Source organism: Paraburkholderia aspalathi, from assembly GCF_905220735.1.
Classification (GTDB): domain Bacteria; phylum Pseudomonadota; class Gammaproteobacteria; order Burkholderiales; family Burkholderiaceae; genus Paraburkholderia; species Paraburkholderia aspalathi.
Genome location: NZ_CAJNBA010000001.1, coordinates 1,971,041 through 1,984,708 on the forward strand (window position 1 = coordinate 1,971,041; position 13,668 = coordinate 1,984,708).

Here is a 13,668-nt window from a genome sequence, read left to right on the forward strand (position 1 = left end):
GCGACGTCGTTGAAATAGATCTTAGACGTGCAGCAGCAAATGCCGGCGTTCCCACGAACTGATCACGCGGAAAAACGCTTCATATTCGGTTTCTTTCAGTGCGAGGTAGGCTTTGACGAATTTCTCGCCGAGTACTTCGGCGATCGGCTCGCAAGCGCCCATCAGCGTCAAACCTTCTTCAAGGTTGCGCGGCAACTGGTACGGCAATTCGTAACCGTCGCTGAGCAGCGGCTCAGTGGCTTCGAGGTTTTGCGTCATGCCGAGATAGCCGGCCGCGAGCGTTGCGGCAATCGCCAGATACGGGTTGCAGTCCACGCCCGGAATGCGGTTTTCGATGCGGCGCGCAGCCGGGCCCGAATGAGGAATCCGGAAACCCACCGTGCGGTTGTCGTAACCCCATGCCACGTTGATCGGCGCAGCCATGAAGCGCGACAGGCGGCGATACGAGTTGATGTACGGCGCGAAAATCGGCATCAGCGCCGGCGTGTATTTCTGCAGGCCTGCGATATAGCCCGTGAAAAGCGTCGTGGGCTTGCCGTCCGGACCGGTGAACAGGTTGTGGCCGGTTTCTTCGTCCACGAGGCTCTGGTGCATGTGCATCGCCGAGCCCGGTTCGCCTTCCATCGGCTTGGCCATGAAAGTCGCGTACATCTTGTGACGCAGTGCGGCTTCACGCACCGTGCGCTTGAACAGGAACACGCTGTCGGCAAGTTTCAGCGGATCGCCGTGCATGAAGTTGATTTCCATCTGCGCGGCGCCGACTTCGTGAATCAGCGTGTCAACTTCCAGTTCCTGGACTTCGCAGTATTCATAGATGTCTTCGAACAGCGGATCGAATTCGTTGACGGCTTCGATCGAGTACGCCTGACGGCCGGTCTCCGGACGGCCCGTACGGCCGATCGGCGGTTGCAGCGGCAGGTCGGGGTCCTTGTTCATGTCCACCAGGTAGAACTCGAGTTCCGGCGCGATGACCGGCTTCCAGCCCTTGGCCTTATACAGTTCCAGCACGCGGCGCAGTACACGGCGCGGCGAGATGGCGACGGGCGTGCCGTCGAAGTGGACGCAATCGTGGATCACCTGGGCGGTCGGATCGACGGCCCACGGAATCATGCGGATGGTGCTGGCGTCGGGAACGCAAACCATGTCCGGGTCGGTGACGCCGGTGAGCGTGCCGTCTTCCGGATAGTCCCCTGTGACGGTCTGGATCATCACCGCCTGCGGCAAGCGCATGGATTCGCCGGATTCGAACTTGCTGCGCGGAATGATCTTGCCGCGTGCGATCCCGGCCATATCCGGAATGATCGCTTCGATTTCGGTGACGCGGTTCTTCTTCAGGAAGTCGTCGATTTCATGCATGGTTATTCTCTCAGTTTTGGTGCGCGACCGGCTCAGGCATGCGTGGCAGCGGCGGATGCCGCGCCATAGCCGGCCTTGGTGCGCATTCGATCGCGGCAGGCTTCGCCGAAGGCACGGAAGATCGCGGTGGAAAGCGCGTCGTTGGCATGCTTCCATTCCGGGTGCCACTGCACACCCAGCGCGAAAGCACGCGCATCTTTTACGCTCACCGCTTCGATCAATCCGTCCGGCGCGGTGGCTTCTGCCACCAGACCCACGCCCAGCCGCTCGACGCCCTGACCGTGCAATGAATTCACACGCGCTTCATTCGTGCCGCCCGCGAGGCGCTGCAACAAGCCGCCCTGCGTCAGCGTGATCGAATGCGACGGTGCGTATTGCACGTCGAGGTCGTCTTCCTTGTTCTCGCGATGGTCGTTCAACCCGGCCACCGCGTGAACGCTTTGATGCAACGTCCCGCCGAACACCACGTTCATTTCCTGAAAGCCCCGGCATACCGCCAGCACCGGCACGCCTGCGGCGATCGCGGCGCGCAGCAGCGGCAGCGTCGTCGCATCGCGTGCGGCGTCGTGCAGCGTGCCCGGCGCGCTGGGATGGCCGCCGTAGCGGTGCGGCTCGACATTCGAATAGCTGCCGGTGAACAGTAAGCCGTCGACCGTAGCCAGCACGTCCTCGGTGGACTGACGCTCGCCGAGTGCCGGCAGCAACATGGCCAGCGCTTGCGAGCCGTCCACGATCGCGGCGATGTACTTCTCACCGGTGACGTGCGACGGGTGGACTCCCATCATCGTTCTGTCGGCGCTGATGCCGACAAGGGGTTTGTTTCGCATATCAGATAGACGTGTATGTTCCCCGCGGGACGCGGCATGAACAACGTTAAACACGGCGCGGCAACATTCCGCAGCCGGACGCAAGGCGTCAGGCCACCGGGTAGTGCAGGCGGTCGTCGTCAGCGGGACGCGCCGCGCGTGGTAATTAGATGTGTCGTTCGATTCGGCCCGTTGCGGTGCGCAACTGATCTGATCCGCATGAAGGGCATAGGCGGCAGACGGCACCGCACACGCACAAACGCATGGCTCGAGAGAGCGCGTTCACGCAAACGGACGAATCGAACGACGGAAAAGGGGGAGGCGCTACGGCAGCAGCGAGGCGACTTCGTCCGTGCGCACAGCAATGAAGGCGCGCGCGGAGATGGAGTTGTGACGTCGAACTGAACGGCGGGACAGGATCGTGAAGACGGACAGGAAGCGGCGGAACGCAAGGCTGCCGTTGCTGCCGTCGGCGATGGCGCCGTCAGCGCGAGGACAACTCGCCTGACTTCGATTCCATCTCACCAAAGGGCCTCGGACTCTCACGATTACACTCGACTAGCGACGTTGAAAGTATTGAACGCTTGCTCGAAAAACGCACAGGGCGTTTAAAGAAACATGACGCTGGGATGACCATCTCTGACCGTTGCGAACCGGGTTCGCTGCGCCAGAAACACACGTTCGTGTTTCGTGACGTCGGCATGACGATCGCCTGAGAACCATCGTATACGAGCCAATAATGCCGTCAAATCATTTTTATAAAAGATTTATCAGGGCTTTCCCGAGGGTGTCCCTGGAATCCGGGTCATTGGGAACATTCGTTGCGCAAATCATATTTCGGAATCCTTTCAGGGTTTTCCCCAGCGGCGCAACGATTAAAGTGATTAGAATATTCAACACTCGCGGGCACACGTTGCCCGAGTCCACGCGCCCGATCGTCTCCCATGTCAGAGAACCTAGCGATGTCCATAGAAGTTGCGACCCGCCTGCAGTACATCCGTAAGAAGAATGGTCTGTCCCAGCGCGAGCTGGCGAAACGGGCGGGGGTGACCAACGGCACGATCTCGCTGATCGAACAGAACCGGGTGAGTCCGTCGGTTGGATCGCTGAAGAAACTGCTTGAGTGCATACCGATGAGTCTCGCCGAGTTCTTCACTTTTGAAGTGGAGGTGGAGCGCTCGGTTGTGTCGCGCCGCGCCGACATGCCGAATCTCGGCAATGAGTCGATCGAGTTCTATCTCGCCGGCTCCAGTGTGAAAGACCGCAACATGGGCATTCTGCGCGAGGTCTATCAGCCGCTCTCGGATACCGGGCCGGAAATGCTGGAGCACGAAGGGCACGAGGGCGGGGTAGTGGTCAGCGGTCAGATCGAACTGACAGTAGATGGCGTGACGTGGCTGCTCGACCCTGGTGACAGCTATTACTTCGAAAGCCGTCTTCCGCATCGTTTTCGCAATCCCAGCGCGGAGCATCTCTGCGAGATCGTGTCGGCCAATTCGCCGCCCACGTTCTAAAGACTCCGCGCCAACGCGCCGCGACGCAGTTCCAGGCCGCTTGAAGTCGGAGCCGGCGTGCGTCGAGCGCATAACATTGAGGCATCCTGATGGACAAGAAATCTCTCGCTTTCTGGCAAGACAAAGCCGCTACGCTTTCGATCGAAGGCCGTGCGTTTATCGACGGCGAGTACCGTGACGCCGCAGGCGGCCGCACGTTCGACTGCCTGAGCCCGATCGACGGCAAGCTGCTTGCCAAGGTGGCTGACAGCGGTGCGGCGGATGTCGACGCCGCCGTGGCAGCCGCACGCCGTGCGTTCGATTCAGGCGTGTGGTCGGGCCTCAATCCGCGCAAGCGCAAGGCGATTCTATTGCGCTGGGCCGCGTCGATCCGCGAGCATATGGACGAACTCGCGCTGCTCGAGACGCTGGACGCAGGCAAGCCGATCGCCGACACCACCTCGGTGGACGTGCCGGGCGCGGCCTATTGCGTCGAGTGGTTTGCTGAAGCCATCGACAAGGTCGGCGGCGAAGTCGCGCCGGCCGATCATCATCTGGTGGGCCTCGTCACGCGTGAGCCGATCGGCGTGGTTGCGGCAGTCGTGCCGTGGAATTTCCCGATCCTGATGGCGTCGTGGAAGTTCGGCCCGGCTTTGGCCGCGGGTAACAGCGTGGTTTTGAAGCCTTCGGAGAAGTCGCCCCTCACCGCGATTCGCCTCGCTCAACTCGCGCTGGACGCGGGCATCCCCGCCGGCGTGTTCAACGTGGTGCCGGGCGCAGGCGAACCGGGCAAGCTGCTGGCGCTGCATCAGGACGTGGACTGTCTCGCCTTCACCGGTTCGACCAACGTCGGCAAGCTGATCATGCAATACGCCGGTCAATCGAACCTGAAGCGCGTGTGGCTCGAACTCGGCGGCAAGTCGCCGAATATCGTGATGCCCGATTGCCCCGACCTTGACCGCGCGGCGAATGCGGCGGCCGGCGCGATCTTCTACAACATGGGCGAAATGTGCACCGCGGGTTCGCGCCTGCTCGTGCACAAAGACATCAAGGACGTGTTCCTCGACAAGCTGATTGCCGCCGCGCGCAGCTATACGCCGGGCAATCCGCTCGATCCGCAAACCTCGATGGGCGCGATCGTCGATAACGTGCAACTCGAACGCGTGCTCGGTTATATCGAAGCGGGCCGCGCCGAAGCGAAGCTGCTGCTGGGTGGTTCGCGTGTGAAGCAGGAGACGGGCGGCTTCTATATCGAACCGACCATCTTCGAAATCCCGGCTTCCGGTGCGAAGGTTGCGCGCGAGGAAATTTTCGGGCCGGTGTTGTCGGTGATTACGTTCGACACGGTTGAAGAGGCGATCAGGATCGCTAACGACAGCGAATATGGTCTTGCCGCCGCTGTCTGGACTTCGAACCTCACCACCGCGCATGAAGTGTCGCGCAAGCTGCGCGCCGGTACGGTATGGGTCAATTGCTACGACGAAGGCGGGGACATGAACTTCCCGTTCGGCGGCTACAAGCAATCGGGCAACGGCCGTGACAAGTCGTTGCACGCGTTGGAGAAGTACACCGAGCTGAAGTCCACGCTCGTTCGGCTGCGCTAAAGGATTCGCAAGCCAGCGCGGCGGCGTTTCAAAGAAACGCCGTCGCGTTCCCAATGAATCCGAGGCCGGACGTTGCACGCACTACTTGGAAGCCCCGCGTGCGGCTCCGGCATGTTTAGGTATCAGGTCATCCCATGACTGAACTCGTTTATGGCGACGGCGCGATCCGTCGTCTATCGCTTTATGGCTCGTCGATCGAAAACACCTATGCGGGTGTGTTGTCGTTCATGCGCCGCAAGTACACCCGCGAACTCGACGGCGTCGACGTCGTGGTCTCCGGCGTGCCGCTCGATCTGGCCACCACCTTCCGTTCAGGCGCACGTCTTGGCCCGGCGGCGGTGCGCGCGGCGAGCGTGCAATTGTCGGAGCTGCATCCCTATCCGTGGGGCTTCAATCCGTTCGACGATCTCGCCGTGACGGACTACGGCGACTGCTGGTTCGACGCGCACAATCCCATGACGATCAAGGAATCGATCGTCGAACATGCGCGCACGATTCTGCGTTCGGACGCGAAAATGCTGACGCTCGGCGGCGATCACTACATTACGTATCCGCTGCTGATCGCGCATGCGGAGAAGTACGGCAAGCCGCTCTCACTGATCCATTTCGACGCCCACTGCGATACCTGGGCCGACGATAGTCCGGACAGCCTGAATCACGGTTCGATGTTCTACAAGGCGGTGAAAGACGGTCTGATCGATCCGAAGACTTCAGTGCAGGTCGGCATTCGCACGTGGAACGACGACTTCATGGGCATCAATATCCTCGACGCCGCATGGGTCCACGAACATGGCACGCGAGCAACGGTGGAGCGGATCACGTCGATTGTCGGCGAGCGGCCCGCATATCTGACCTTTGATATCGACTGTCTCGATCCGGCGTTCGCGCCGGGCACGGGTACGCCGGTGGCGGGTGGTTTGTCCTCGGCGCAGGGGTTGGCCATCGTGCGCGGACTCGGTGCGTTGAACCTGGTGGGCGCGGATGTGGTGGAGGTGGCGCCTGCTTATGACCAGAGCGAGATCACGGCGATTGCCGCCGCGCATATCGCCTGCGATCTGTTGTGCCTTTGGCGGCAGAAGAAGGTCGCTGAACGCTAGGCACGTTCAATCGTCTTGAAGCGGCGCAGTGCAGGCGTTAGCCCATCGACGACGATCGATCGGGCTGACGCCGGCCTTCGCGCAAGCCAAGCGTGTAGACAACGAGCGCGCCGCTCATGATCGCCAGTTGCCACAACAGCATGTCGCTGCCGCGTGCTTTCATGGCGAACCCGGCAATGAGCGGCCCTACAATTGAACTCGCGGTGAAGGTGAGCGACACCAGCCGCATGTTGCGCGTGAGCGATGCCTTATCGCTGCATGCCGCCGCGACCATGCCGAGTGTTATATACGCGCTGTTCATGCCGCCGAGCAGCAAGGCGCTCGCGCCGGCGAGCCATGAGGCCGGCGCGGCGAGCGCGAAACCACAGATCGCCAGTGTGCTGAGCGCGGCGCAGACGATCACCGTGGCCGCCAGGCCCGCGCGATCCGCAAACCAGCCGACCGGAAATTGCAGCGCCATGCCGCCGACACCGAATAGCGTGAGTAGCGTGGCCGTTTGTGTGGTGCTGAGGCCATGGGCGTCGGCAAAGAGCGGGAAGAGGCCGTAGAGCGCGCCATCGCCGATGCCGCCTGCCGCGACGACCACCATGCCGAGGCTGACCATCGGACCGATAGGGAGGCTTTTCGCTGCGCTGCCTGTTCGCGCAGGCCGTGCGGGTTTAACAGCAGCGGGCCTGTCGTCCGACGCAGTCAGCCACAGCGGAAGGGCCGCCGCAAATGTGAAGGCCGCGCCGGCCGCGAATGTGATGCGTCCGTCGACTGCACACCACACAGCCAACGCCGGGCCGATGACGCCGGCGCTGGCAATCAACGCTTCGTGCACGCCCACTACACGTCCGCTCGACTCAGCCGGCACGAGCCGATAGAGCCACGTTTCATTGGCGATCCAGCGCAATCCAATGCCGAGCCCTGTCAACAGACCGGGCACGAGCCACAACGGCCACCACAGCGCATTCATCGTTGCGAACGCAAGCACTGTGGCGGCGAGACCGAGCGATACCGTGCGCTTCGCACCGATCCGCTCCATCAACCACGGCGCGATCAACAAGCCGGCCAGCATGCCGGTCCATTGCGAAGCGGAGAAGAGGCCGGCGCGCGGTGCGTCGAGGCCACGCTGCGCGAGCCACACCGGCAGCACCATGAAGCCGATGCCGAACTGGCCGATCTGCGAGAGCGCCGAGACCGTGGTCAGTGCGGCGATCGCCGGCCAGCGCACCGGCGCGACGGTATTCATGTGCCGCTCCGCGCAGGCATGGGCAGACCCTGTTCGCGGCATTCGACCGGGCAGCCGGCTTTCAGGCAGGGGCCGTCGTCGCAAAGGCGGCACAGTTGCATGGCGTGCGCCGGATCGCGGGTTTCATTCCACAGGATCTTGATCAGCAGGTTTTCGAGCACGTCGCGTTCGCGCTCGTCGAGCTGCCCGACGATGCGTTGGAGCATCTGGTCGCGTGCCGTTTGCAGGCGTTTGGCTTCGCGCTTACCGGAAGCGGTCAAGGCAAGCGCGACGGAACGTTTATCCGTGCCGGATTTCTTTTCGATGAGGCCGGCCTCCACCAGGCCCGCTACGGCGCGGACCGCGGCCGGATGCGAAAGATCGACCGCCTCGCGTAATACTTCAATGGATGAATCGGGATATTGCCCGACCGCGTTGAGCATGGCGCGGGCAGTGGGGCCCGCGAGCGCGGCCACGGTGGGCTGCGCGTTCATCTCGTCCGTGACCAGCAGGGCGAGCACGCCAAGCAGGTTTTCTGTGCGCTGCGTCATAGCGACACCTCAATGTGTGCAACGTGCATATATGCATGGTGCACACATTGAAGGGGATGCGCAAGCAGTTTTTATTTCCGGCTCGTTATGCTCGGGCGGGCGGGGTTCAGGCACCTGCCGTCACTTCGCCAATCTCGCCCGCACGGTGTATTCGCCCTCGTTGCCCTCGTCTTCCGCCATGTGGGCCATCGCCGTCTCGAAGTCGGGCGGCAACGGCTCGACCGGATAACCGCGTTTTTCCCACGCGTCGAGGCCGCCCTTGAGCGCGCGGACGTGGTGGATATTCTTTCGATGCAGCTGATTGACGATCCGTTTGGCCGTCGCCTCGTTAGGACAGACGCAGTAGACGACAATTGGCCGCTTCAGCAAGTCGGGATGCAGGGGCTCGGGCGAATCGAGGTCCAGCAACTGCGCGCCCGCAATCCGGTGCGATTCTTTTGCGCGAATGCTGTGCGGCCGGGCGTCGAGGATCAGTGGCGGCTCATTGGACCTCATCATTTCGTCGAGCTGGTCCGGCGAAATGCGTATATGCGCGAGCCAGCGGCGAAACTGCCAGCGGCGCACGTAGCGATAGACGAGCACGGCAAGGAAGATCGCCGCGAACGCGTCGAAAATCGTGCCGCCGTGATTGCGCACGAGCAGAACGAGCTGCACGATCTGATCGTCAAGCGCGGCGCCGCCGATTACCCACACGCTGGCCCACAGCATTGCGCCGACAAAGTCCCACAGCAGAAACACGCCGACGTTGATTGGCGTGGTGCCGAGCAGCGGCGCCGAGATCAGGCCGAGCCCCGGCAGGAATTTGGCGACGGTCAGAATCGGCGCGCCGTACCGTTCATACGTATTGCGTGCGACACGGACGGTGGTGTCGAGCGAGAGTGAGAAGCGCACCAGTTGATTCAGCAAGCGGCGGCCGTAGGTTCGTCCGGTGAAGAACCATAGCGAGTCCGCCAGCAGCGTGGCGCAGACGGCGGCCCCAATGACGCTGGCGTAGGAGGTTTGTCCCATGGCGGCCATGGTTCCGCCGAGGATCAGCATCGGCGCCGCTGGAATCGGCAGGCCGAGTTGCGTGACGAGCACGCTCATGAATACGGCCCACACGCCCAGCGAGGGTGGAATAGCAACCGGAAAATGCCACACAACCACGCTCCTGTTGATGCAATGAAGGGATCTGGAACAGTCGGCGCCTGGCCGGCGTGCGTTGCGAACACGTCGTTTAGGCCGGTAGCGGCCGGCTGCATGGCTCGTTCAGCTGGCCGGTGGCACGAGCACAGCAGCACGAACTTCGGATTTAAGCACAGGTTGGTGAAATGGCGCTGCGGGGCGGGCTGAGTACCCGAAAAAATTTAAGGGAATGGAGCGATTGACCGTGTTGCGGTGCCCCTGTGCGGCCTGTCCCTGCCGCCGCCCAGCACAGAGCAAAACGCCAGATTGACCGGGACGGCAGCGGGTCGAAGTTCGCTACAATCGTCGTGCACATACAGATACAACGGAGACACGACATGGCAAACCTTCAGCCCATCAGCCGCTATCCCGTGCCTGAGCCTGACGCGTGGCCGGACGACATCCGCGCCCGCATCCTCGAAGTGCAGGAGAAAGCCGGTTTTATCCCGAACGTATTCCTCACGCTGGCGCACCGGCCGGATGAATTCCGCGCGTTTTTTGCGTACCACGACGCGTTGATGTTGAAAGAGGGCGGCCTCAGCAAAGGCGAGCGCGAGATGATCGTCGTCGCGACGAGTGCGGTGAATCAGTGCCTGTATTGCGTGGTCGCGCACGGCGCGATTCTGCGTATCTATGAGAAGGCGCCGCTGCTTGCGGATCAGGTGGCCGTCAACCATCGCAAGGCGGATATCACGGCGCGTCAGAAGGCGATGCTCGACTTTGCGTTGAAGGTCTGCAGCGAATCCGGCACGGTCGACGATGCCGATTTTCAGACGCTACGTAAGCACGGCTTTTCGGATGACGACGTGTGGGATATCGCGGCCATCACCGCATTTTTCGGTTTGTCGAATCGGATGGCCAACGTCATTTCGATGCGGCCGAACGACGAGTTCTATCTGATGGGCCGTGTGCCGAAAGCGGCGGTGGACGGGCCGCGAAAATAGCATTGGAGATGCGAGTAGCGGACTCGCGGTGCGTGCGGATGCCTGCTCTCGCAGGCTCGCTCGCACCGGACCCTTCACGCAGCTACCGGTTCGGACCGAATTGCGGGCGTGCTGACGGCCTTGTCGTCGATCGGGAAGTGCAGCATCGCGGCGATGAGTCCCGCGACGACCGTGGCCTCCCACAGCAGCGAGTACGACCCGGTCAGATCGAACACCAGGCCGCCTAGCCACGCGCCGAGAAACGAGCCGATCTGGTGGCTCAGAAAACAGACGCCAAAAAGGCTGCCGAGGTGCCGCGTGCCGAACACCTTCGCCACGAGTCCGCTCGTCAGCGGCACGGTCCCGAGCCAGGTCAGCCCCATCACCGCCGCGAAGATCACGACCGAAGCGGAGGTCTTCGGCAGCAGAAAAAACGCGCCGATCGTCGCGCTTCGAATGAGGTAAAGCCAGCCGAGTACATGGTGCTGGCGGAACCGGCCGCCGAGCCATCCGCATCCCCAACTGCCTGCCATATTGAACAGGCCGATCAGCGCGAGCGCGGTGGCGCCCAGCCCGACAGGCATATGGCACAGCGTCAGATACTCAGGCAGATGCGTGGCGATGAACGCGAGCTGAAATCCACAGGTGAAGAAGCCGAGCGTCAGGAGTCGATAGCCCCGATGCCGGATCGCCTGTGCGAATACCTTGCGAAGCGGCGCAGCGGGCGGCTCCTGAACCTGCATGCCGACACTTGCGCGCCGGTCGAGCACCATGCCGAGCGGCGCGATCAGCAGCATCAGGAAGGCCAGCACGAAGAGCGAAGTGGCGATGCCTGAACTGAGTCGAATACTCTGTACGAGCGGGATCATCAGCACCTGTCCCGCCGAGCCGCCTGCGCTGACGAGACCCATCGCCATGCTGCGTTTTTCCGGAGAAGCGATGCGGCCGACTGCCGGCAACACCACGCCGAACGTCGTGCAACTCACGCCGATGCCGACCAGCAGACCCATCCCGACAATCAGCATCGGGCCCGATGGCGCAACCGCCGCGACGCCCAGGCCCGCGGCAAACGTCGTCGCGCCGAACGCGACCACCGGCGCCGAGCCATAACGGTCCGCTGCCGCGCCCGCGAACGGTTGCGCGAAACCCCATACCAGGTTGTGCAGCGCGATGGCGAAAGCGATCAGCGTAACGGGCAGCCCGCGGTCGAACGAGAACGGCCCGATGAAGAGACCGAAGGTCTGCCGGATGCCCATGGCGGCGCTCAGAATCAGCGCGCCGGCGATGATCACGAGCGTCGTTTGACTCACGGGGATGGCGAGGCGTTTGCTGTTTGTCGTGGACATGGTTCTGATCTCCTTGGACACCATGGTCGCAGCGAGCGTCAGAAGCGGCAAAAGAAAAGATTTTGACGACAGGTGAGCGCGGCTCACCTGTCCAGACAGAGGGTGGGCAGGGTTTAGTGGTCGGCGCGGTGCAATTCCGAATCGGCAGCAGCGGGTGGATTGGCGAACGGTTCAGCCTCGCTCAGCAGCCAGCGTTTGAAGTCGGAGAGTTCCGGGCGATTTTCCGCGCTATCGGTGTTTTGCGCGCTCACCAGCCAATACGCCGTGGAGGAGTCGATCGTTTGTGGGCTGGCCTCGACGAGCGCTCCGCTTGCGAGATCACGGTCCACAAGCGGCCGTCTGCCGAGCGCGACGCCGAGGCCCATGCTCGCGGCTTCGAAAGCGAGCTGGATCGTGTCGACACGCAAGCCGTCGTTCAGGTCGATGCCGTCGATAGCCGTCCCATCGATGGCGACCCCGTCGAGCCACGCCTGCCAGTCCTCGCTCGCCGAGTTCACGTGAATGAACGTCGCGTGACGCAGATCGACGTTGCCATGCGCGTCGCGCAGATTGTCCACGTACGCCGGGCTGCACACTGGCATCAGGCGTTCGCCGAACAGACGCGTCCACGCGGTCCCCGCGACCGGAGCGCGGCTCAGGCGAATGGCGAAATCGAAACCGTCGACGGGAAAGCCGACCTGACGGTGCGAGGTATCGACGGTGACGTTCGCAGCCGGCCAGCGTGCGCGAAAGGCGGCGAGGCGCGGCAACAGCCAACGCGAGGCAAGCGTAGGCGCGCAACTCAGCGCGATCGGGCGATTCGCGCGGTGGTTCGGCAGGCGCTGCGTGCCGATCGCGATCAGCGAAAACGCTTCGGATACGTACGACAGATAGTCCGCGCCCGCCGTCGTCAGCGAAATTCCGCGCGGCTCGCGCACGAACAGTTCGACGCCGAGCGATTGTTCGAGGCCGACGATGCCGTGGCTAATCGCGCTCGGCGTGACGCTCAGTTCCGCGGCGGCGAGCTTGAAACTCTGATGCCTGCCGGCCGCTTCAAAAAAACGAAGCGCGGGCAGAGGAGGCAGACGAAGCGGCATAGGGCATCCTCAAAGGCGGCGCGGCGGGCATCGTGACGGTGCAAAAGTACGCCGGCGCGCGCATGCTGTTTTGGGAAAGGATACCTTGCAATGAGGGTTCGATTACCGCCGCGGACGGGCCAGCAAAATATTTCGCTGACGTTGTCGATTCGCCGGCATGCCGTTCGTCGTGGCTATATAAGGGCAAAAGATGCGCTCGCGGCCGCGTCGCGCCATGCCGTGCCGCTATCGTGCCCTTAATCCTTGTTACCGCAACAGGAGGTGGCTGATGAATGACGTAGACCCATCTGCACAAGCGTTGAAACCGGCCCGGCTGCTGGCCGAATCGCCCGCCCGCTTTCCGGGCGAGAGCGCCGAATATCGCAGCGCGCGCAACGACCTGCTTGCCGAGGAGATCGAATTACGCCGTCACATCGAACGCGTGGCCGCGCAGCGCCGTGCGCTGCCGCCCGGCGGTATCGTGCCGCAGGCCTATCTCTTCGAGGGGGAGGCGGGCCCGGTGACGCTATCCGAAATGTTCGGTGCGCATGACACCCTCGTCACCTACAACTGGATGTTCGGCCCGCAGCGCGAGCGCCCCTGTTCGATGTGCACCTCGCTCCTGAGCGCGTACGACGGCGAAATGCCCGACATCTTGCAACGCGTGGCTTTTGCGGTGATCGGCCGCTCGCCGATCGACAAGCTGGTGGCCTTCAAAAAAGAGCGCGGCTGGCGGCACCTGCGGCTGTATTCGTCGGGCGGCAATACCTTCAACCGCGACTACGCCGCCGAAGTTCCGGATGGCGGCGACAATCCCGCCTTCAACGTGTTCACGCGTTCAGCCGGTACGGTGCGGCATTTCTGGGCCGAGGAAATGGGACCGTCGACGGCGGACCCGGGTCAGGATCCGCGCGGCGCCCCCGATGTGATGCCGATCTGGACGGTGCTCGACATGACCCCCGGCGGCCGCGGCAGCGACTGGTATCCGGAGTTGGAGTACGACACTGTGCCGCGTTAGTCGTGCGGCTTCATGCAGGTGTGCGGTGCGCCTGCAGTGCTG

Annotated in this window: 13 protein-coding genes; 5 read left to right on the forward strand and 8 right to left on the reverse strand. The window is 62.8% G+C overall.

The genetic code is table 11. The features are described from left to right. Nucleotides 1–21: 21 nt before the first annotated feature. The 3 genes from KHO30_RS08780 to KHO30_RS08790 all read right to left on the reverse strand — a co-directional run bounded on the left by KHO30_RS08780 (nucleotide 22) and on the right by KHO30_RS08790 (nucleotide 2,690). Nucleotides 22–1,356, reverse strand: a complete 1,335-nt coding sequence (locus KHO30_RS08780) for a glutamine synthetase family protein (protein ID WP_093645070.1) — start codon at nucleotides 1,354–1,356, stop codon at nucleotides 22–24. 32 nt (nucleotides 1,357–1,388) lie between these two features. Continuing rightward, entirely contained in the window at nucleotides 1,389–2,183 is a 795-nt protein-coding gene (locus KHO30_RS08785) for a gamma-glutamyl-gamma-aminobutyrate hydrolase family protein (protein ID WP_200620380.1), read from the reverse strand. A gap of 303 nt (nucleotides 2,184–2,486) precedes the next feature. Beyond that, nucleotides 2,487–2,690: a hypothetical protein gene (locus tag KHO30_RS08790; RefSeq protein ID WP_035516723.1), complete on the reverse strand. Its 204-nt coding sequence runs from the start codon at nucleotides 2,688–2,690 to the stop codon at nucleotides 2,487–2,489. Between the two features lie 434 nt (nucleotides 2,691–3,124). Here KHO30_RS08790 and KHO30_RS08795 point away from each other — a divergent pair, with 434 nt between their 5' ends. The 3 genes from KHO30_RS08795 (at nucleotide 3,125) to speB (ending at nucleotide 6,356) form a co-directional block, all read left to right on the forward strand. After that, nucleotides 3,125–3,676 carry a cupin domain-containing protein gene (locus KHO30_RS08795; RefSeq protein WP_054042828.1) on the forward strand — a complete coding sequence of 184 codons (552 nt, stop codon included), beginning with the start codon at nucleotides 3,125–3,127 and terminating at the stop codon, nucleotides 3,674–3,676. Nucleotides 3,677–3,765: 89 nt separating this feature from the next. Next, a complete protein-coding gene (locus tag KHO30_RS08800) occupies nucleotides 3,766–5,259 on the forward strand; it encodes an aldehyde dehydrogenase (RefSeq protein ID WP_054042829.1) in 1,494 nt (497 codons plus the stop codon). 134 nt (nucleotides 5,260–5,393) lie between these two features. Then, a complete protein-coding gene (gene speB, locus KHO30_RS08805) occupies nucleotides 5,394–6,356 on the forward strand; it encodes an agmatinase (protein ID WP_211700587.1) in 963 nt (320 codons plus the stop codon). A gap of 37 nt (nucleotides 6,357–6,393) precedes the next feature. Here the strand turns inward: speB and KHO30_RS08810 are convergent, their stop codons facing one another. The 3 genes from KHO30_RS08810 to KHO30_RS08820 form a co-directional block, all read right to left on the reverse strand. Further along, nucleotides 6,394–7,590 (reverse strand): MFS transporter, encoded by a 1,197-nt coding sequence (locus KHO30_RS08810; protein WP_093645062.1) that lies wholly within the window; start codon nucleotides 7,588–7,590, stop codon nucleotides 6,394–6,396. Beyond that, complete coding sequence (locus KHO30_RS08815; protein ID WP_093645060.1) at nucleotides 7,587–8,120, reverse strand: MarR family winged helix-turn-helix transcriptional regulator; 534 nt, start codon at nucleotides 8,118–8,120, stop codon at nucleotides 7,587–7,589. The genes KHO30_RS08810 and KHO30_RS08815 overlap by 4 nt, the downstream gene beginning before the upstream one ends. Nucleotides 8,121–8,240: 120 nt before the next feature. Continuing rightward, nucleotides 8,241–9,260, reverse strand: a complete 1,020-nt coding sequence (locus KHO30_RS08820) for a VTT domain-containing protein (protein WP_200621173.1) — start codon at nucleotides 9,258–9,260, stop codon at nucleotides 8,241–8,243. A gap of 362 nt (nucleotides 9,261–9,622) precedes the next feature. On the opposite strand from KHO30_RS08820, the gene KHO30_RS08825 reads away from it, so the two are divergent. After that, on the forward strand, nucleotides 9,623–10,228 hold the full coding sequence (locus KHO30_RS08825; RefSeq protein ID WP_211700588.1) for a peroxidase-related enzyme: 606 nt from the start codon (nucleotides 9,623–9,625) through the stop codon (nucleotides 10,226–10,228). A 74-nt stretch (nucleotides 10,229–10,302) separates the two neighbouring features. Here the strand turns inward: KHO30_RS08825 and KHO30_RS08830 are convergent, their stop codons facing one another. After that, nucleotides 10,303–11,553, reverse strand: a complete 1,251-nt coding sequence (locus KHO30_RS08830; protein WP_211700589.1) for an MFS transporter — start codon at nucleotides 11,551–11,553, stop codon at nucleotides 10,303–10,305. Between the two features lie 113 nt (nucleotides 11,554–11,666). Beyond that, on the reverse strand, nucleotides 11,667–12,629 hold the full coding sequence (locus KHO30_RS08835; RefSeq protein WP_211700590.1) for a LysR substrate-binding domain-containing protein: 963 nt from the start codon (nucleotides 12,627–12,629) through the stop codon (nucleotides 11,667–11,669). A 268-nt stretch (nucleotides 12,630–12,897) separates the two neighbouring features. Between KHO30_RS08835 and KHO30_RS08840 the strand changes: the two genes are divergently transcribed. After that, entirely contained in the window at nucleotides 12,898–13,626 is a 729-nt protein-coding gene (locus tag KHO30_RS08840; RefSeq protein WP_211700591.1) for a DUF899 family protein, read from the forward strand. Nucleotides 13,627–13,668 lie beyond the last annotated feature (42 nt).